The organism is Bradyrhizobium sp. WSM1253, assembly GCF_000244935.1.
GTDB classification, from domain to species: domain Bacteria; phylum Pseudomonadota; class Alphaproteobacteria; order Rhizobiales; family Xanthobacteraceae; genus Bradyrhizobium; species Bradyrhizobium canariense.
On sequence record NZ_JH600073.1, the window covers coordinates 7,058,439 to 7,074,502 of the forward strand.

22 protein-coding genes and 1 pseudogene are annotated in these 16,064 nt (G+C 59.6%); 13 read left to right on the forward strand and 10 right to left on the reverse strand.

Annotated features, from left to right (window positions below; all coding sequences use genetic code 11):
* Both BRA1253DRAFT_RS34165 and BRA1253DRAFT_RS34170 read right to left on the reverse strand, forming a co-directional pair.
* Positions 1–390 (reverse strand): helix-turn-helix domain-containing protein (locus tag BRA1253DRAFT_RS34165; RefSeq protein ID WP_007601866.1); only part of this gene is annotated, 390 nt, incomplete at its 3' end.
* A 77-nt stretch (positions 391–467) separates the two neighbouring features.
* Positions 468–2,078 (reverse strand): recombinase family protein, encoded by a 1,611-nt coding sequence (locus tag BRA1253DRAFT_RS34170; RefSeq protein WP_007601867.1) that lies wholly within the window; start codon positions 2,076–2,078, stop codon positions 468–470.
* 298 nt (positions 2,079–2,376) lie between these two features.
* Between BRA1253DRAFT_RS34170 and BRA1253DRAFT_RS45690 the strand changes: the two genes are divergently transcribed.
* The 6 genes from BRA1253DRAFT_RS45690 (at position 2,377) to BRA1253DRAFT_RS34200 (ending at position 7,081) form a co-directional block, all read left to right on the forward strand.
* A complete protein-coding gene (locus BRA1253DRAFT_RS45690; protein ID WP_245286033.1) occupies positions 2,377–2,772 on the forward strand; it encodes an AlpA family transcriptional regulator in 396 nt (131 codons plus the stop codon).
* Positions 2,773–2,831: 59 nt separating this feature from the next.
* Entirely contained in the window at positions 2,832–5,561 is a 2,730-nt protein-coding gene (locus tag BRA1253DRAFT_RS34185) for a DNA primase family protein (protein ID WP_007601870.1), read from the forward strand.
* A 388-nt stretch (positions 5,562–5,949) separates the two neighbouring features.
* Positions 5,950–6,192, forward strand: a complete 243-nt coding sequence (locus BRA1253DRAFT_RS34190; protein ID WP_007601872.1) for a hypothetical protein — start codon at positions 5,950–5,952, stop codon at positions 6,190–6,192.
* 54 nt (positions 6,193–6,246) lie between these two features.
* A complete protein-coding gene (locus BRA1253DRAFT_RS34195) occupies positions 6,247–6,516 on the forward strand; it encodes a hypothetical protein (RefSeq protein WP_007601874.1) in 270 nt (89 codons plus the stop codon).
* Positions 6,513–6,854 carry a hypothetical protein gene (locus BRA1253DRAFT_RS42345; RefSeq protein ID WP_083870006.1) on the forward strand — a complete coding sequence of 114 codons (342 nt, stop codon included), beginning with the start codon at positions 6,513–6,515 and terminating at the stop codon, positions 6,852–6,854. The genes BRA1253DRAFT_RS34195 and BRA1253DRAFT_RS42345 overlap by 4 nt, the downstream gene beginning before the upstream one ends.
* Positions 6,851–7,081, forward strand: coding sequence for a hypothetical protein (locus BRA1253DRAFT_RS34200; RefSeq protein ID WP_007601875.1), 231 nt, complete (start codon positions 6,851–6,853; stop codon positions 7,079–7,081). The genes BRA1253DRAFT_RS42345 and BRA1253DRAFT_RS34200 overlap by 4 nt, the downstream gene beginning before the upstream one ends.
* Before the next feature lie 94 nt (positions 7,082–7,175).
* Here BRA1253DRAFT_RS34200 and BRA1253DRAFT_RS44890 read toward each other — a convergent pair whose 3' ends face one another.
* The gene (locus BRA1253DRAFT_RS44890; RefSeq protein ID WP_210161958.1) at positions 7,176–7,412 is read right to left on the reverse strand and encodes a hypothetical protein; all 237 of its coding nucleotides are present in this window, start codon (positions 7,410–7,412) and stop codon (positions 7,176–7,178) included.
* Between the two features lie 493 nt (positions 7,413–7,905).
* On the opposite strand from BRA1253DRAFT_RS44890, the gene BRA1253DRAFT_RS34205 reads away from it, so the two are divergent.
* Positions 7,906–8,889: an ABC transporter substrate-binding protein gene (locus BRA1253DRAFT_RS34205; protein ID WP_007601877.1), complete on the forward strand. Its 984-nt coding sequence runs from the start codon at positions 7,906–7,908 to the stop codon at positions 8,887–8,889.
* 290 nt (positions 8,890–9,179) lie between these two features.
* Positions 9,180–9,446: a hypothetical protein gene (locus BRA1253DRAFT_RS34210; protein ID WP_007601879.1), complete on the forward strand. Its 267-nt coding sequence runs from the start codon at positions 9,180–9,182 to the stop codon at positions 9,444–9,446.
* A gap of 525 nt (positions 9,447–9,971) precedes the next feature.
* Here the strand turns inward: BRA1253DRAFT_RS34210 and BRA1253DRAFT_RS46375 are convergent.
* The 4 genes from BRA1253DRAFT_RS46375 to BRA1253DRAFT_RS34220 all read right to left on the reverse strand — a co-directional run bounded on the left by BRA1253DRAFT_RS46375 (position 9,972) and on the right by BRA1253DRAFT_RS34220 (position 11,424).
* Positions 9,972–10,241 carry a PilZ domain-containing protein gene (locus tag BRA1253DRAFT_RS46375; RefSeq protein ID WP_083870009.1) on the reverse strand — a complete coding sequence of 90 codons (270 nt, stop codon included), beginning with the start codon at positions 10,239–10,241 and terminating at the stop codon, positions 9,972–9,974.
* Between the two features lie 140 nt (positions 10,242–10,381).
* Positions 10,382–10,585 carry a hypothetical protein gene (locus BRA1253DRAFT_RS44010; RefSeq protein WP_157158672.1) on the reverse strand — a complete coding sequence of 68 codons (204 nt, stop codon included), beginning with the start codon at positions 10,583–10,585 and terminating at the stop codon, positions 10,382–10,384.
* A 12-nt stretch (positions 10,586–10,597) separates the two neighbouring features.
* Positions 10,598–10,996, reverse strand: a complete 399-nt coding sequence (locus tag BRA1253DRAFT_RS42360; protein ID WP_007601881.1) for a response regulator transcription factor — start codon at positions 10,994–10,996, stop codon at positions 10,598–10,600.
* Between the two features lie 128 nt (positions 10,997–11,124).
* Positions 11,125–11,424 (reverse strand): hypothetical protein, encoded by a 300-nt coding sequence (locus tag BRA1253DRAFT_RS34220; protein ID WP_035994514.1) that lies wholly within the window; start codon positions 11,422–11,424, stop codon positions 11,125–11,127.
* 666 nt (positions 11,425–12,090) lie between these two features.
* Here BRA1253DRAFT_RS34220 and BRA1253DRAFT_RS44755 point away from each other — a divergent pair.
* The 4 genes and pseudogenes from BRA1253DRAFT_RS44755 (at position 12,091) to BRA1253DRAFT_RS34235 (ending at position 13,530) form a co-directional block, all read left to right on the forward strand.
* Entirely contained in the window at positions 12,091–12,255 is a 165-nt protein-coding gene (locus tag BRA1253DRAFT_RS44755; RefSeq protein ID WP_007601883.1) for a hypothetical protein, read from the forward strand.
* Positions 12,256–12,602: 347 nt separating this feature from the next.
* Positions 12,603–12,963, forward strand: a pseudogene (locus tag BRA1253DRAFT_RS34225) (hypothetical protein).
* Between the two features lie 128 nt (positions 12,964–13,091).
* A complete protein-coding gene (locus BRA1253DRAFT_RS34230; protein ID WP_035994517.1) occupies positions 13,092–13,307 on the forward strand; it encodes a hypothetical protein in 216 nt (71 codons plus the stop codon).
* A gap of 37 nt (positions 13,308–13,344) precedes the next feature.
* On the forward strand, positions 13,345–13,530 hold the full coding sequence (locus tag BRA1253DRAFT_RS34235) for a hypothetical protein (protein WP_035994520.1): 186 nt from the start codon (positions 13,345–13,347) through the stop codon (positions 13,528–13,530).
* 68 nt (positions 13,531–13,598) lie between these two features.
* Here the strand turns inward: BRA1253DRAFT_RS34235 and BRA1253DRAFT_RS45945 are convergent, their stop codons facing one another.
* Both BRA1253DRAFT_RS45945 and BRA1253DRAFT_RS44760 read right to left on the reverse strand, forming a co-directional pair.
* A complete protein-coding gene (locus BRA1253DRAFT_RS45945) occupies positions 13,599–13,733 on the reverse strand; it encodes a hypothetical protein (RefSeq protein WP_007601891.1) in 135 nt (44 codons plus the stop codon).
* A 12-nt stretch (positions 13,734–13,745) separates the two neighbouring features.
* Complete coding sequence (locus BRA1253DRAFT_RS44760) at positions 13,746–13,937, reverse strand: Myb-like DNA-binding domain-containing protein (protein WP_083870011.1); 192 nt, start codon at positions 13,935–13,937, stop codon at positions 13,746–13,748.
* 308 nt (positions 13,938–14,245) lie between these two features.
* Here BRA1253DRAFT_RS44760 and BRA1253DRAFT_RS45700 point away from each other — a divergent pair, with 308 nt between their 5' ends.
* Positions 14,246–14,482, forward strand: a complete 237-nt coding sequence (locus BRA1253DRAFT_RS45700) for a PilZ domain-containing protein (protein ID WP_083870012.1) — start codon at positions 14,246–14,248, stop codon at positions 14,480–14,482.
* A 725-nt stretch (positions 14,483–15,207) separates the two neighbouring features.
* Here BRA1253DRAFT_RS45700 and BRA1253DRAFT_RS34240 read toward each other — a convergent pair.
* The gene (locus BRA1253DRAFT_RS34240) at positions 15,208–15,651 is read right to left on the reverse strand and encodes a DpnI domain-containing protein (RefSeq protein WP_035994523.1); all 444 of its coding nucleotides are present in this window, start codon (positions 15,649–15,651) and stop codon (positions 15,208–15,210) included.
* Between the last annotated feature and the right edge of the window lie 413 nt (positions 15,652–16,064).

The window sequence follows — 16,064 nt, forward strand, 5'->3', positions numbered from 1 at the left end:
ACGGTGGCGCGGTCCGCCGCCGCGTTTGACCAGGCCGTGGCGATCGAGCACCGCATGAATGGTGCTTTTGGCCGGCACGCGAACATAGCCATCGATCTGGCGCACCAGCAACTCGCGGATCTTGCGCGCACCCCAATGCGGCTTCTCGGCCTTGAACTGGACAATCAGGGTCTCGATGTGGGCCGGCAATGGGTTGGCGTAGCGAACCGGCCGTCGGGAGCGGTCGTTCAGCGCCTCGAGCCCGTGTTCCTTGTAACGATCGAAAATCTTGTAGCCGGTCTTGCGGGAGATGCCGAACTCCCGGCACACATCCGTCATGGCTTCCCCGTCCAACAGCCGGGCGACAAAGCGAAGGCGCTCTTCCATTACCGAACTCGCTTTCCACGGCATCTACACCTCCCGCAGAACAAAAGCGGAAAGTGTAACCCATGTGTCCGGTACGAACTGTCACCTATGTCTCGGGTCGCTCACCCCGACATAGCCATATTCGGAAACAGTGCCGGATTGCCGCAGAGCGCGGCGAGGCGCCCCTTGATGTCGATCCGAACATTCCGATCATCCTCGGCGTTGGCTCTGGTTCCGGCACCGCCCGGCCGGCTCGGGCTGGCGTGCACGATGATAGCCGTCACCAGCTCGCGGACGGTCGCAAACTCGGTCGGCGTGCCGCGCTTTAGCTCATCAGCCAACTCCACCACGGCGTCCTTGTAGCGATCGAGCGCCTTGGGATGCAGGGCGATCACGTTGTCGGTTTCCTTGGCTCTTTCGAGCCCGGCCATGACCTTCGTCTTCTCGGCCTCAAGCTCCTGCATCCGGGCGACGAATTGTTCTGGCGGCATTCCCGTGACTACGATGGAGTCCACGATCCGCCTCATCTCGCGCTCGATCTCGCCGAGCCGCCGTTCGAGCCGGGCGCGTTCGGTGCTCGCTTCTTTCTTGAGGCGCTTGCGCTCGGCGTTGTAGGCATCGACAAATTCGGCGATCACCTCGGGGTGCGCGAGGTGCTGGCGCAATCCCTTGATCGCCAGCGCCTCGATGTCGCTGAGATAGATGCGTCTGCCGTTGTCGCACGATCCGCTTTCCCGGTGCGCTGAACACTGCAACCGCAAGCCCTTGCGATCACTTCCGATCGAAGACATGCCGCCGCCGCACGAGCCGCATCGGATCAATCCAGAAAACACCCGCTTCGGCGCCCGTGCCCTTTGTGCCGATGCCGGCGTCGCATCGCGCCGGCGCTCGGCCTTGATGCCTTGTGCGGCCTTGAAGGTTGCGTCGTCGATGATACGCAGATGCGGCGCCTCGACGATCCTGTATTGCTCCTTCGGATTGGGACGCGACAGGCGCTTACCCGTCGCCGGGTCCTTCACCATCCGGACCTTGTTCCAGACGATGCGGCCGGCATAGAGATCGTTCAAGATCATGCCGCCGCCGCGCGCGACGTTACCGTTGATGGTCGAGCCGTTCCATAGCCTGCCGCGAGGCGGGCGCACACTACGATTGTTGAGGTCATGTGCGATTTGGCGCGGCGTCTTACCGGCGACGTAGTCGGAAAATATCTGGCGAACGATCTCGGCCTCGTCCTCGACGATCTCTAACTCGCCAGGCTTGTCTTTGATGGCGCGGTATCCATAGGCGCGTCCGCCAGCGTGCCGGCCGTCGCGCAAAACACCTTCAAGGCCACGCCGAGTGTGCACTCGCAGGTTCTCGATGAACTGCTCGCTCATGAGTGCGCGCAGCGCGCCGTCGATTGTACCGATCTTGCCGGTTGCGGTGTGCAGCGTGATGCCGAGAAAGTCGAGCCGCTTGCGAACGTTGTGATAGTCGGCCTGATCGCGGAAAATGCGATCCATGTCCTCGGCCACAATGACATCAAACAATCGGCTCTCGGCCGCTTGCATCAGCGCTTGAAAGCCAGGGCGATTGACGGCGGCCGACCCGGAAATCGCACGGTCCTCGAAGGTCGAGATCACCGTCATGCCCTCGCGCGCACAAAGATCGCGACAGAGAGAAATCTGATCGGCGATCGAGCGATCTTTCTGCTGATCGGATGAAAAGCGGGCGTACAGCGCAGCGCGGGTCATGGGCTCTCCGCGATCGCGGAGTCTTGGCGGCCCGCGATCTCCGCCTCATGATCCTCGCGTGCGAGGCGTTTGGCAAGCTCTCGCACATAGCGGAGAACGGCCTCGTCGGGGCGATCCGGCGGTATTATAGGACTCGTGCCGCCATCAGACGAAACGGCTACCTGCGCCTGGAGGCTCTTCGGCGTCGACGACTCATCATGTTGATGATTGCGCTTCACCCGGAAGCATCAAGCAGAACAAATTGGTGGGCTCAACGTCCAGCGATGTCCTGCCAGGTCGTTCAACGACATGCAGTGACGTGCTGTTGCCGCTGCGCTGCCCGGAAGTTTTCAACCACCACGGCGAGTTTTCAAACGGAATGTGCAATCGCCCTTGTCCACAGGCAGCAAAAACCGTCTATTTAGTTAGCTCCATCGCGCGCGTTGTCTATTGCACGCGCGCCTCGTCTAGAACAGGAGCTGACATGCGCAAACCCAAACTGTTGCCCTTCTTCGATCTCCACGACCACGGCGTCCTGCTTGGTCGTCGGCAGATCGATCGTCTCGAAGCCGAAGGCAAGTTCCCGAAGCGTGTTCCGATCGGTGCCAACCGGGTGGGCTGGGTTGCCACCGAGATTGATGATTGGGTGAATGCCGCGATTGCACGGCGCGTGCGAACGATCGCGGTGCAGGAGTTGGCCGAGCGCGTCGCCTAGTCGCAGAAAAGGCGGCCCGCCAGCCGCCTCTGCATCCTCTTCTCACCGGATTTTCTCAGATGTCCCTCACGGATACCAGCGCGCCCGCATGCGCGCAAGCCAGCGGCACGGACTTGAAGGCCAACGGCACGGTCGACTTCCTGAAGGCGCCTCTCGCCCACACCACCGGCAACGCCTACGTCTGCTCGTTCACCAATGAGCGCGAGCTGGGCGCCGAGCGCCACGTCATCGGCCGCAACTTCGCGCAGGTCCAGGGCTTCATGGAGGAATGGGACATCCCTGGACGCGGCATGTTCGTCTGCGTCTCGACCCAGAAGGAGGGCACGCAGAAGCGCAACAAAGAGAATTGCAAAGAGACCAACGCCGCGCATTGCGACATCGATTTCAAGGGCGTCGATCTGCTCGGCAATGAGGATGCGCGCGGCTTTGTGCTGAAGCAGATCGCGCGGCTGAAGTATCAACCGAGCGCAATCATCTTCTCCGGCAATGGCGTGCATCTGTACTATTTCTTCAAAGAGTCGATCGATACCCAGGAGAACATGGCGCGCATCGAAGCGCTGTATGGTCAGCTCGCCGACGTGGTTGCCGGTGATCCGGCCGTCTGCGAGGTCGCGCGCGTGATGCGTCTGCCCGGCACCCACAATACCAAGAACGGCGAGAATACGCCGGTCGAGATCATCGAGCTGCACCCGGATCGTCGCTACGATCTGGAAGAGCTGGAGGAATGGCTGAGCGAGCAATCGCCAATCATGCTGCGCAAGGTGCGCGAGCACGCGCTGCCGGCCGGGGCCGGCGATGAGTTCGCCTTCTTCGAGGAATACGGCAAGCGCTTCAACTTGAAACCGCCGATCGACGTGCAGCAACGCCTGGAGGGCATGATCTTCATGGGCGGCGGCGAGAATTCGATCCATCAGACTCAGTTGCAGTGTAGCGCCGCGCTGCTGAACCAGGGTGTGCCGAAGGACGAGGTTGTCGCAACCATCCTGGCCTATACCCATCGTGCGGCCGGCGACTACGGCAAGCGTTGGAACTGGCGCATCGAGGAACGCAACATCGTCAAGATGTGCGACGACTGGATCAAGAAGCACCCGCCCGAGAAAAAGAAGGTCGAGCGCGAACGCGTCGGACTGAAGGCGGTCACGAACAACGGCAACAACATCGAGATCGAGCAGCAGGCAACCGGCACCGATGCCGGCGCCAGCAACGTGATCAAGATGCCCGTGATCACACCCGCACCGCCCAAGGGCGCCGAGCTGCACATTGCAGTCGGCAAGGCGGTCATCGCCCATTTCGAGAGCGAAGGCGAAGAGCTGATCAACAACGATGACGGCTCATGGTTCTACACTGGTGGTGTCTGGGAGCTGCGCACCGGAACCAAATGGCTCGACGTGCGGATCGAGCACAATTTCGAGCAGCTCGGCTACAAGACCGGCACCAAGCTGGTCAATGAGACCCGCAACTGGATTTTGCGTCGGCCCGAGCTGTGGCGCGAGGGCGAACTGCCCTGGGACCAGCACGGCAAGATTCCGACGCGGTCGGGTCTCGTCGACCCGCGTACGGGCGCGTTGGAGAAGGCGCGACCGGATCACTATTGCACGTGGCGCGTCGAGGTCGAGTATGATCCCGCCGCCAAGTGCCCGTGGTGGGAGACCATGATCGCCGACATGTTCGGCGATCGGAAGCCCAAGGAGCAGGCCGCACTCGTCGGCGTGGTGCAAGAGCTGCTGGGCGCCGCGTTGATCGACAAGAAGGCGCGCGGCCTGCGCAAAGCCTGCGTGTTCTGGGGCAATGAGAACCGCGCCAAGAGCGGCGTGCTCGACCTTGTCGCCGGCCTGTTCGGCAACAAGCCGATCACGGCGGGCATCGGCACCGTCGACGGGACGCATGGCCTGATGCCGTTCACGCGCCGCGCGCCGTGGGTGCTGCACGAGGCGTTCACCGGTCAGTGGCACATGTCGCAAACGGTCAAGGCCGTGGTGACCGGCGATCCCGTGCAGATCAACATCAAGAACGGCCCCATGATGCAACGAATCGTCCGCGCACCGATCTTCTGGGCGACCAATTTTCAACCGCAGTTCAAGGAGGCGACGCGCGCGATCGTCGACCGCATGATCGTGATCGAGGTCACGCGCAAGTTCGACGTGACGAAGCCGGTCGGCGTGGCGGCCGAAGCGATCCGGCGCGGCTTCGACAAGCCCGGCGAGTTCATCATCGCCACCGAGCTGCAGGGCGTTCTCAGTTGGGCCGTGGCGGGCCTGCGGCGGGCGCTGGAGAGGGGTTCGATCGCGAGCACGGAGAGCATCGCCGAAACCGCCAAGGCGATCCACCAAGATAGTAACCTCGTGGCCGGCTTCTTGGAGGACTGTGTCGAGTTCGATCCCATGGCCCGCATCAAGGTCACCGATTTCTGTCTGGCGCACTCGGCATGGTGGATGGAGCTGAAGGGCGAGGATCGCCGCCTGCCGACCAATGAGGCGATCGGCAAGGCGCTGAGGGCGATGGGCGACGCGCGCGTCTGCACGGACAGGGGCGACATGCGTGACGCCACTGGCCGCTACTACGGCGGCATCGCGCTCAATCGGGCCGGGCTCCAGTTTCACAAGCGAGCGTTCGAGAGCCGGCTGTTCGAGGGCAAGGTCGGTAACGCCACCGATCCGCAACGCGAAGTCAACAGCCTGATGCCGGCGTCCTGGGACACGCGCAAGAGCGTGACCGAGATGCGCGAACATCACGCGGATCGGGTCACGAATGACCAGAATGGTGATGTTGATGAAGTTCCGGGTCAGTGACCAGTGACCGGGAAAGTGCCGATGAGGCGCGACGTGTCATCGAGGCGGTCACTGACTCAAGTTGTTGGCTGCATTCGTTTTTCGAGCAGTAGTGACCGTAGTGACCAGTTTTAATCCTCTTGGTTGGAGAAATGAGAAAATGAAGGGAGGGAAGGCAAAAGGCAGGGAGAAAGTAGGTTTAGAGAGAAAGGGCGTTTTTCGGGTCAGGTCAGGTCATCGGTCATCGGGACGGCGTCGGGGGTCGCTGGGGGCTGCGTCTCAGGCTGGGGGGCTTGTCGGAATCCAAGACGCCGTGGTTCTGAACCGCACCGGCTGGTGCGTATGCGATGGGATCAAATTCCTAGAAGGGGGTTGCCATTTTGACGGCATTTAGCGCGGGAGGTCTACCGTGAAAACCACGGCGAAGGCGCACATTGCACCGACGGCCGCCGCCCAGCGCATGCGGGAACACCGCGCGCGCCAGGCGATCGGCGCTGTGCGAGTTGCGATCGATCTCGACGGGAACGACGTAGACTGGCTTCGCAGCCAGGGCGTGCTGCAGGAATGGAACGAGGCGGATCGGAAAGAACTCTCGAAAGCGTTGAAACTGGCGCTGCGGAAACTCGCAGGGTTACGGCGTAACGAGGGTTGAGATCGCGATCTGCTATTGAGAGGTCGAGATCAAACCATGTTGAGGGCAGGACAAATGGTCGTCCGGTTGACTGCGAGCGAGCTGGAATATGGGCGACGGTTCGCCGCAAAAAAAGCAGCGGGCCTTGTGGTTCGACTTCCGCCCGAAATCGACGATCTAATCCCTATTGCTCGGCTGGAAAAGCGCATCCGCCAACTGCTGTGGAATCGCGACCAGCCCGATAACGTTTTGGCTGCGCGCATACTGGTTCGAGAACAGTCGCGGTTGCAGCTCGCCTACGAAAGGCGGCATGGCAAGCCGGCAGACACGAAGGGCATGCCATGAACGGTCCAACTCCCGAAGAACGTCGCGCAGTGGAAGCCAGAGTGTCGCCTCAGCGGCGAGCCGAGATCGAAGGCCTCGTCAAATCGCTGGCACCAGTGATCGGCGATTTCGTGCTGGCAGCAATCACGCCGCTGAAAGAGCGGATCAAGGAACTCGAGTCGCGACCGACACTTCGGTACTCGGGCATTTGGGATGCATCGCGGACATATCCGCCGGGGACCTTCATCACGCACGGGGGAAGTGTCTGGCATTCCGACCTTGACTCGACGGGGGTCCGGCCTGGTGAAGGCGGAAACAGAATTTGGAAACTGGCAGTTAAGCGCGGAGGCTCGAAATGACGTTCGAAGAGGCACAGCAATTGTTTATCGATCGTCGGAACGAGGCATTGGTCAAGCATGGAAATTACCTACTGCTCGTCAAAGGCATGAGCGTTGATGATGCGGCATTTCGCAAATCGATGCTGCGCTATGCCGGTGATCTCGAAGAGTGGCGCATGTGGGCAACGCAGGAGGTCGCCATCCGCGCGTTCGGTGCGACGACGGCGCAATCGACGGAACGACACTAGATGCGTCCCTCGCACGTCGTCAGGAACGGCAGCAAAAGCACGAATGGATGGCGACGGTGGCGGCGGCGTCATCGGTTGCTGCGGCGGCTCTGACTCAGTGGCTTGTCCGGACAGCCAAATGGGATCGGGCTTTTGCTTGCTGTTCGCGCACAGCAACGGCGAAAACACGCAGCCCTGGCATGGAAAGTTGGTTGTTATCGTCTACAAAGCCACGGCGTCGAAGACCCTCAACAACCACCGGATCATCGTATCGCGTTGAGCCGCCGCCGAACAACTTGATCAGCAGCCTTTGTTCAAACCTATCCAAGTCGTCCCAGTTCGCATCGGCCATAATAGTCCGCCCTGTCCGTTGGGCTATCCACGCTGCGCGCGAGTCAATGCTTAGTAACGGGACGTGATTCGGGCGGCTTGGTGGCGGGGGCATCGTTTGTCCATTAGGCAAGGACGCACCGAGCGCACGGGGAGGCCCGCATAAGGTGAGATCAAAAACCGAAAAAGTGGCATCGATGACCTTCATTGCGGTTGCGAGGAGTCCAAGATCAGCGCCAGCAAGGGCCTCACAGCCTTCGGAAACGGGCCTTGCTTATTCCGCTGCCTCTAGTTCGCGCTCTTCTAGAGGCGAGGTGAACCGGACTGCCAAACTCAAGCCACGACTGCTTCCGGGGGACTGGGAGACATTCTCCGGCCGCGCCATCAGGGCAGGTTTTGACCCACAAGCGACATCGGCGAGCTGCCCATGATTTGGCCTCCGGGCCCCGAGGCGTCTTCCAACTATCGAGCTTTAACAGCTACACTGCCGTCTTCTGAACGTTTGGGGGGCGGACATGCAGCGACGCGAGTTCATCGCTCTTCTTGGGGGCGCGACAGCAAATTGGCCAGTACGAGCACTCGCCCAAAAGGCTCGTGTACGCATTGGATTTCTGGCCAGCGGCGCGGCGGGATCGGCAAATAGCACGGCTCAGGTCGAGAATCTTAAGCAAGGTCTGCGCGAGAATGGTTTAGTAGATGGGCGAGACTACGTCCTCGACGTGCAATTTGCGGCGGGCGACTATGAGCTGTTTCCGGATATGGCGCGTAAGTTAGTTCAAGCCGGTGCGCGCATGCTCTTGGTAAACACAATCGCCTCCACCCGCGCAGCACAGAATGTTAATCCGCCGGTACCTGTCGTGATGCTCACGATCAATGACCCGGTAGGAACCGGCCTTGTTGCGAGTCTCGCGCGGCCGGGCGGGTATACGACAGGCATGGCGACGTTGCATGAAGACCTGACACCGAAGACGCTTGAATTCCAACGTGAAGTCGTTCCGAAGGCGGCCGTTATCGCCGCCCTGTTCAATCCGGCCAATCCCACAAATCCACTTTTCGTTGCCAAACTCAGTGTAGCTGCGGGCGCGAAGGGGATGACAGTGCTGCCATTCGCGTTGAAATTGCCCAGCGAACTGGATGCCGTGTTCTCGGCGCTCGCGGAGCAGCGTCCGGACACGCTGCAATTCATAACCGATTCAGGCAATGTTGATCTGACTGACCGCATTGCAGCGCTGGCCATCAAACATCGGATTCCCACCTTTTCCAATTATTCGCAGTTCGCCGTTTTGGGCGGGCTTTTGACATATGGGACGACCGAGCGGGATCTATTTATCCGGGCGTCATCTTACGTGAGACGGATTCTGAATGGCGCTGCGCCGGGTGAACTTCCGGTGGAGCAACCGACGAAGATTGCGCTGGTCATCAACCTGAAAACCGCCAAGGCACTCGACCTCAGTCTTCCACCAACGCTGATTTCTCGGGCCGACGAGGTAATCGAATGAGCGCGGCCAGTTGAGCGCGGCGGGCCGGTGATGTTCGACCGGATTGGGATCATGCGCGCGCTCAACGCCGGGGAAGCCAAGCCCGAAGTCGGGCCGCGCCGTAAGGCGGCGAAGGTCTACCGGGTTGTGAGGTAGCCGCTGGCGGTCATTTTGCGTATCGGCAGTTGCAGCGATGCAACCGCCGAGCTGTCCGCCGCGACGGCAACCGTACCGTTTTAACGTGCATCCGGGAACAAGTCGGACTTAACCTGCATTGGGAAACTGGAAGGGTCCAATTCAGGGGATTGGCCATGGGCGCGGAACGGATGCACACCCCGAAGTACTGGCGGATGCGTGCCGAAGAATTTCGCACCAAGGCCGATAACTGCCAGTTCTCGCAGACCAAAGCGACGCTTCGTGAAGTTGCGAAGAACTATGACGAGCTGGCGCGGCGCGCCGAGCAAGTCGTCACCCTCGCGGAGTTGGACGAGCGCACCTCAGAAACCCGCCGAGTGGCACAGCAATACGCCGAAGGGTCCTCGCGCCGTGGCGCTGCGGTGAGCGCGGCGGGCCGCTGATGTTCGCCCGGCTACGGTCATGTGCCTGTGAGGGAAAGCGCCCTGGAGCGCAGGGGGGCTAAAGGAGCGCCCCAGGGCCGCCCACTCCATGCCGACGACGGCGTAAGGCCGGCATGATCGCCTACGGCGTTGCCCAAGGCACCGCCTATTGAAATGCCACTGCCTTAATCGTCATGATGGTGGTGGTGGTGGTCGTGGTCGTGGTGGTGATGCTCATGCGAGCTGCCCCCGCCAGACCGCGCAATGGCGTTAGACGTCAGCGATGTTGATAGCAGTAGCGTCATCGCTGGAGGCGTCACGACGGCAAACCTACCGCAGGTCTTTAAGAACTCGCGGCGGTCCTCGTCTTCTGTGGGGCTTGGCATGCTTCACCTCCGGTTGGTAGCGAGCGGACATTAAACCAAACGGAATTTAAATCCATTAAATAATGTTAAGTCCCTTTTATTATTTAAAAGGCCGCCAGCCGGCCTCGAGGAGGCCACAGGCCAGCACACGTTGCGGGGGCCGCGCCAAGGCCGCATCACATCACAAGGGGACACATGTGTGTTTCCCGCCTTGGAATCTTACGCCATACAGATGCTCGTCTCTCCAAACAACTTGGCACCTCAGAGTACTCTTGAACCCGTCAACCGACAGCTCAAGCTCATCGGCGAAAATGCGGACCGGAGAGCTAAGGCAGGCTCCTTCTTCGCTGAGATTTCTCACAACACATGGATGAACTCCACGAATGTCGCGAAAGCGTAGCAGCGCGGGTTGATTAACTGTAAGCCGCTTTGAGGCACGACGTTCTAACATCGGGATACTTCCCCGAGAGGGCCGTTCATCCTTTTCCTTCCGTCCTGATTTCGAGTGGCTTTCCGGAGTGACTGCGTTGTACTCGGCAAGCCGTCGCTGGTTCGTAACGGCATGTCACGGAACGGCAATCGGGGATGATGTTAAAGGCTCAGATAATAAGCGCTGGCGCTATCGTTCCGACTCACAACCACCCATGTATTTTCTCTCAAATGGGGTCGGCTACTTGCTACTTCTTCAGCAAGTCTTTGAGCTGCACGGAAGGCATCTATTTCATGCTCAAAGACGAGGCCGCCGGGATCATTGACGTTTTCTGTGCCGCAAAGGCCGAAGAAGAATCGCGCCATCTGAGCACCAAGCTAGCCGGAGGGTGCGTCTGGTGCTTTGGGACTCAAGCAGCCGTTGAGCAGGTGGGAAACTGCCGTCACAAGCTGCACGGGCGCGAACGGTTTCTGAAGCATTATGCTGTTTGGAACGCCCTGTACCCGCCATTCGTCAGCGGCCACCCCGGACATATAGACGACGGGGAAGCTCGGATCGACCTCACGTGCCGCGCGCGCAACCTCCCAGCCGTTGAACCTTCCCAGCAGATTGATGTCAGTCACGAGGCCACGGTATGTAGCGACGCCCCCTTTAAGGAGGGTCACGGCTTCCTCGCCGGTACTTGCGACAGCGGTCTCGAAGCCGCCCTCGTTCAGCGCATCCTCAACAAGGCTCTGGATCGCGTCGTCATCCTCGATGACAAGGATGGATGGCATTTCCGTCAAGGCTTCCCCCAGTACTCATACTTTCGCTGGATGTTACAAAGTGCACAGACGTAAAAGGTTCCATGGACCGGGAAAATTTGGCAATGGCGAGATGTTTGGCAGGCGCGATCTCTGTCGGATTAAGCTGGGGATTTCGTCGCCTTAGACTTTTGGCGAAGGAAGCTGACCTCCAATTCCTCGCCATTCACTCGGTCAAGCTGACACCGGCGATAGGCAAGTCCCGTCGAGGAGAGCAGAAGAAAGAATTCCTTCAACGCTAGCCCCTCAATCGTCGCTTCAACTTGAAGGGTAGCACCGACTTCAGACACATCTTTGAGGCTACACGAACGACGCCAGGTGCCATCGATCGCCATCATTTGCGCTGGCAAGCGGTGCTCAAACGTGACCCGTCGGCTTTCTTGTTCTTTGTCTTGACGCATGGGCAACTGAACCGTTGCATCGCACGGTACTGAGAAGCAACTAAGAACTCGTAATCACGTTCGGGAAAATTCGGCAAGTTGGTTCTAACGCGAGTCCAAGCAAGAGAAGCGAAAGATGAAGATATAGGGCAGCCAAGGGCCAGATTTTCCGTTGCGGCCGTCACGTCGCGGTCAGCGCCGACGCCTAGCCCGATGAGGTGCGGCTGTCCGACATCGAGCCGCGCTTCGTCTGCTCGGCTTGCGGCTTGCGCGGGGCGGACGTTCGGCCGAATTTCAATGGGGCCGGCCTGGCGGTCGCCGTCATGGGATGTCGATAACAAGACGGCCCCGGCCGTGGGGGCTTTTGGGGATTGTGGGCCGGGGCCGCTGGAGGTGCTTGGACCTTGGAGAAGGCTCAAGCTCCGTGAGCCTAGGACAAATCGGCAATCAGCACTGTTCGCTTTCGTACTTTGGCTAGAGGGTTCCATGCTGAGAAACAGAGTAACTGTAATGAAAGACATGCAGACTAACCGCGCTCCGTCGCCAATGGGAAGGCCAATCTCGGGTGTGTCGCCCTTGGGGAAGGGCATCGGGAAAACTTGGTAGTCGGCAAGAGTTCCCTCCCGTGTTCGGGAACCGTGATCTGACCGCCTGAGTTTAAAATGCGGGCGAACGTGGAGACATCCCATGTTGACGCTGGCGGTGCTTGCTGGAACCGTGTTGATGATGGTCGTCATCACTCTCGGTCTCTTTAAAGCCGCTGGGCTGAAGCGAGTGGAGGACTTTATCTCCACGCCGGAGAAGACGAATGACTGGGATCGTCTCCGAGAGAAACAAGGCCGCCTCAGTTGACGGCCTTTTCATTTGCCGTTACCCGCGCCACGATGTGCGGAGGCCTCGCACCAATCTGCTCAATGGCTGTGCCGCTTGCTGGAAATTAGAAGGGGTCGCCTTTCAGCGACCCCTTGCCGGTTGAAATCTTGTTCGGGATGAAATGCCAGCCCCGGCAAAATCACGATAACTGCACTGCGGCGCTGGGCGATATACCGGACAACTACCGCCAAATTCACATGGAAGCAGGCAAGCAAACGGCCCCAGCGGGGAAACGTTCGATTGCGCGGGCATCCTCTGCCGCACACAGGTCCCAACGGAACGATCGGTTGGCAGCGTGATTGCTCCTCTTGAGTAGGAGTTGCGTCATGCGTCATGCGCCGTCGATCGTGCCGCCGGATCGGCTGGACCGGACCATTTACCTGGTGCTTGAGGACTTCGGCGCCCGCGCTGGCTGCTCCTGGCGCGAGACCGACGAGCAGGACACCGACGTCGAGACCATCATCCGCGACCTGCTGTCTGGCCAGTATGCCTATCCGGTCCGCATCGTCGCCTTCAACGCGATCGAGGGCTGGTCTCGCGATGCGACCAGCGAGATCGCAGATGAGCTTTGCTCAGCGCGTCATGGGCCGCACCGAGATCACGCCGGCCTTGCAGGCCTTCATCGAGGCAAACGCGACCCGCACGTTCGGTATCCAATTGGCGCTGCCTCTCCGGGGAGCTGCCTGAGCATGGCCCGCCTGACGCCCGCCGAGCAGATCGATTTGGTTGATAGACCATGAGCCCGCCCCAACCGACCCGCTGCGGCTATGTATACTTTTGCACCGTCTCCCGGAACGCCAGTTAGCCCCAGCGCGTTGAAGATCGTTCTGGAGGGGTTGGGTGTGCCGTCCGCCGATTACTATCTGAAGCAAGCAGAGATCGCCTCCCGGCTTGCACTTGCCGAGCCTGATCCGGAGAAGGCGCGAGCCATGCACGTCCTGGCTCTTGAGCTGTTCGACAAGGTGGCGCGGACCCAACCATCACCTCCCGCTGAGCCGACTATGCCGTCCGATATCATCCAAAGGCAGTAAGGCCGCCTGAACTGGCGGCCCCTCTTTGCGAACACAAATGCAAGCGATGCACCGTTACCAAGCTTATGTCCTTGATCAGGGCGGACGTATCCAGATGCGAGTTGATCTGGTTTGCGAAGGCGTCGAGACCGCCAAAGAGAAGGCCAAGCAGTTGGTTGACGGTCACGACGTGGAGCTGTGGGACGGGGATCGGAAGGTAGCGACCTTCGCCCGCAAAGATTGAACCCGCCTCAGACTGGCGCTCTCTTCGGTCCTTGGCGCCCGCCACGCGCGGCGCGACCGGCCTCGTGCCTATCGGCGGAATGAACGCTCAATTTCCCGCAGAAGCGCGAGCGCCGCGTCAGTATAGCGCCCGTAGGATAATTGCTGGTCTGCGAGACTGGCCGCCGCCAGTACAAGAGCAGCTATGGCCATGCCCTTGATCATGGGTCCCTCGCTTCACTTTCGCTTTTGCGTCACCAGTCGCAGCGGAATGTTGTGCAGGTTGGCCCGGCCTCGCACGGCCGGTTCTGTCCTGCCGAGCGCGCGCGCGATCTCAGCGGGTCGGCGCCCAGCCGCCGCCATCGCCAGCAGTTGCTGATGCTCCTCCGGCGTCCACCTTCGCACCAACGGTAACCGTGACTGCGCCATCGCTCCGGGCCGCCCCTAACCTGTCAATACCGTCCCACCATCTTGACCTACAGTACGCTGAGTCGCGCCTTCACAAATGGGATCGGAACAACTGTATACTTGAGTATACTTTGGCACCTTGGTGACTTGCTCCGTGACGAGGCGGCGCCAGTGAACCGAGTAGGTTGCGCGAAGACATCCGGTCATTGGAGTGGGCTCGCTAGGCCAGCATCAAGTAAACGATTTCTCTATTTTGCCCGCGAATTGTGCCCCGACTTTCCGCGACAGCTTTATCGATCTGTAAGAAAAGCTGGCTTAAACCCGTCCCCATGGAAAAGCGAACCGCACGCCGTCAACGTGTATTTAAGTCGGCAATCATCGAGTTTCCCGGAGGCGCCTTCAGTTGCGTCGTCCGAAACTTCTCCGATGCGGGCGCCCATCTGGACGTGCCAAGCGCATCTGGCATTCCGCACGAGTTCACGCTGGTCATTCCGAGTGCGCAGTCGCAGCTTTCCTGTCGAGCGGTGTGGCGCTCGGAGCGACGGATCGGGGTTGCGTTTTCCTGATGATCACGCTGGTGCTCGCGCGGCCATGGCTGGGCGCGTCAGGGGCGGCGGCCTGCGACCTACTCGATCTCGATCATCCGCTCCTAGTGACCCGCAGTCTGCGGACGTAATACCCTTGTGCCTGAACGGCTGACTTGATTTCGTCGCTGACCTTGAGAACTCTTTTTCTGCTCTTGCGCCACTTATGTGCAGAGTAAAGCACCGGTACAGCAGAGCCTGTACTTAGAACGAGCAAGAAGCGTTTGTCATTGCGATAGACATCAAACATCTTTCGCCCCCAACTGATCATATTGAACTAGGAATGAAATATATTTTGGTCGTCTCAATGGACGAGCTTAGTATCTCGAATGGCTTTGCGGGTTGTAAATCTGCAACGGCCGGGATTTCTTCAGCGACGTTCCAGATTGGGAACGAACTTCGTGCAAGCTCGGCCGTGGCTATTGAATCAAGCTCTTGCGAGCGGTGGGGTGAAGAGCTGCTGAATTCCGCCACAACTGCGTGAGCAAATGCGCGGATGCTCGAAATCCCCCGCTGCGATCACTGCGAAGAAGAGTTCGCACCTGAAGAGCTGACGGTTCTTGCGCCCCCGGCCGGGGAGGGCGAGTTGATCTGCGCTCGGTGCATCGAAATCAAGCTCCGCCGAGCTATCGCGGTACTACCGCGCGGTGATAACTGATGTCCCGGATGCATCAGCTATGTCGGTCGCGGCTTCCGTGTTGCCAAAACTACTTTAGTCTCACGAAGCTCTGTTGAACGCTGGTCAAATCATAGATGAACCCGCGCCACCCAGCACGTCTCGCAGTCAGAGAAAGCGGTTTGCGCGGTTTGAACATTCTTGGGGCTTGCAAGTCTGCCGAGAGGTAGAAAATGGAGTACTGTTTCCCAGCAACAAGTACCAGAAAAAGCGGAAAGTAGATCGCGGCGGCCATTCGATCTCTTTGCGGCCCCCACGCCGCTCCCAGGACCGACCTTGGTACGGTGTCGGTGCTGCGCACGCTGGTCGCCTTCACTTGCGCCAGATAACCGCAAAAATTGCAAATGAGGTCAGCGCATTTGAAGTTGTTAGGAAGCCGCTTCAAGGTCTGGCTTCTTTTGCATTTGGGACATTGGCAATGCTTGGCAACGGTTAGCTCGCCGAAGCGACCTAAGACTTGCCTTTTTGTGGACATGCGTTCCTAGCCCCAATTAGTAGTTAGCGAGAGGACGCCCATCAGAGGCGTAGACGTGGGTGTTCACCATCCAGATAGGCGACGGCTGCTCCGTTCTGATTATAGTAGGTCAGCAACATTTGCGTCCCTTCTCAGTCACGGTAGTCGCGATCGGCTTGGGTCAAATTCAATCTCGATGATGTCCACTGCCTCGCCCCTTTGGTCTCTGCGCTTCCATGCAGTTCTTGCCTCATCCTCCGTATCATAGGTGCGGCTACTTGGATGAAACTCTCCGGCCAGCGGCCCAAGCGGGTCTGCTTCGAAAACTATGATCCACTGCTTTTTGAGGGGCATGCGTAGCTTATCTCTCCGCTTGAAAAAGCCTAAAGTCTAGGGCTCGTGCAGGAGCCGGGCAGATTCGGTGTGGTTGGGTA

What these genes read in the sequence shown, in the direction of transcription:
- BRA1253DRAFT_RS34170 (WP_007601867.1), bottom strand. Translation starts at nt 2,078, where the DNA reads ATGACCCGCGCTGCGCTGTACGCCCGCTTTTCATCCGATCAGCAGAAA.
- BRA1253DRAFT_RS34185 (WP_007601870.1), top strand. Translation starts at nt 2,832, where the DNA reads ATGTCCCTCACGGATACCAGCGCGCCCGCATGCGCGCAAGCCAGCGGC.
- BRA1253DRAFT_RS34195 (WP_007601874.1), top strand. Translation starts at nt 6,247, where the DNA reads ATGGTCGTCCGGTTGACTGCGAGCGAGCTGGAATATGGGCGACGGTTC.
- BRA1253DRAFT_RS42345 (WP_083870006.1), top strand. Translation starts at nt 6,513, where the DNA reads ATGAACGGTCCAACTCCCGAAGAACGTCGCGCAGTGGAAGCCAGAGTG.
- BRA1253DRAFT_RS34200 (WP_007601875.1), top strand. Translation starts at nt 6,851, where the DNA reads ATGACGTTCGAAGAGGCACAGCAATTGTTTATCGATCGTCGGAACGAG.
- BRA1253DRAFT_RS44890 (WP_210161958.1), bottom strand. Translation starts at nt 7,412, where the DNA reads ATGGCCGATGCGAACTGGGACGACTTGGATAGGTTTGAACAAAGGCTG.
- BRA1253DRAFT_RS34205 (WP_007601877.1), top strand. Translation starts at nt 7,906, where the DNA reads ATGCAGCGACGCGAGTTCATCGCTCTTCTTGGGGGCGCGACAGCAAAT.
- BRA1253DRAFT_RS34210 (WP_007601879.1), top strand. Translation starts at nt 9,180, where the DNA reads ATGGGCGCGGAACGGATGCACACCCCGAAGTACTGGCGGATGCGTGCC.
- BRA1253DRAFT_RS46375 (WP_083870009.1), bottom strand. Translation starts at nt 10,241, where the DNA reads ATGTTAGAACGTCGTGCCTCAAAGCGGCTTACAGTTAATCAACCCGCG.
- BRA1253DRAFT_RS44010 (WP_157158672.1), bottom strand. Translation starts at nt 10,585, where the DNA reads ATGGCGCGATTCTTCTTCGGCCTTTGCGGCACAGAAAACGTCAATGAT.
- BRA1253DRAFT_RS42360 (WP_007601881.1), bottom strand. Translation starts at nt 10,996, where the DNA reads ATGCCATCCATCCTTGTCATCGAGGATGACGACGCGATCCAGAGCCTT.
- BRA1253DRAFT_RS34220 (WP_035994514.1), bottom strand. Translation starts at nt 11,424, where the DNA reads ATGCGTCAAGACAAAGAACAAGAAAGCCGACGGGTCACGTTTGAGCAC.
- BRA1253DRAFT_RS44755 (WP_007601883.1), top strand. Translation starts at nt 12,091, where the DNA reads ATGTTGACGCTGGCGGTGCTTGCTGGAACCGTGTTGATGATGGTCGTC.
- BRA1253DRAFT_RS34235 (WP_035994520.1), top strand. Translation starts at nt 13,345, where the DNA reads ATGCAAGCGATGCACCGTTACCAAGCTTATGTCCTTGATCAGGGCGGA.
- BRA1253DRAFT_RS45945 (WP_007601891.1), bottom strand. Translation starts at nt 13,733, where the DNA reads ATGATCAAGGGCATGGCCATAGCTGCTCTTGTACTGGCGGCGGCCAGT.
- BRA1253DRAFT_RS44760 (WP_083870011.1), bottom strand. Translation starts at nt 13,937, where the DNA reads ATGGCGCAGTCACGGTTACCGTTGGTGCGAAGGTGGACGCCGGAGGAG.
- BRA1253DRAFT_RS45700 (WP_083870012.1), top strand. Translation starts at nt 14,246, where the DNA reads ATGGAAAAGCGAACCGCACGCCGTCAACGTGTATTTAAGTCGGCAATC.
- BRA1253DRAFT_RS34240 (WP_035994523.1), bottom strand. Translation starts at nt 15,651, where the DNA reads ATGTCCACAAAAAGGCAAGTCTTAGGTCGCTTCGGCGAGCTAACCGTT.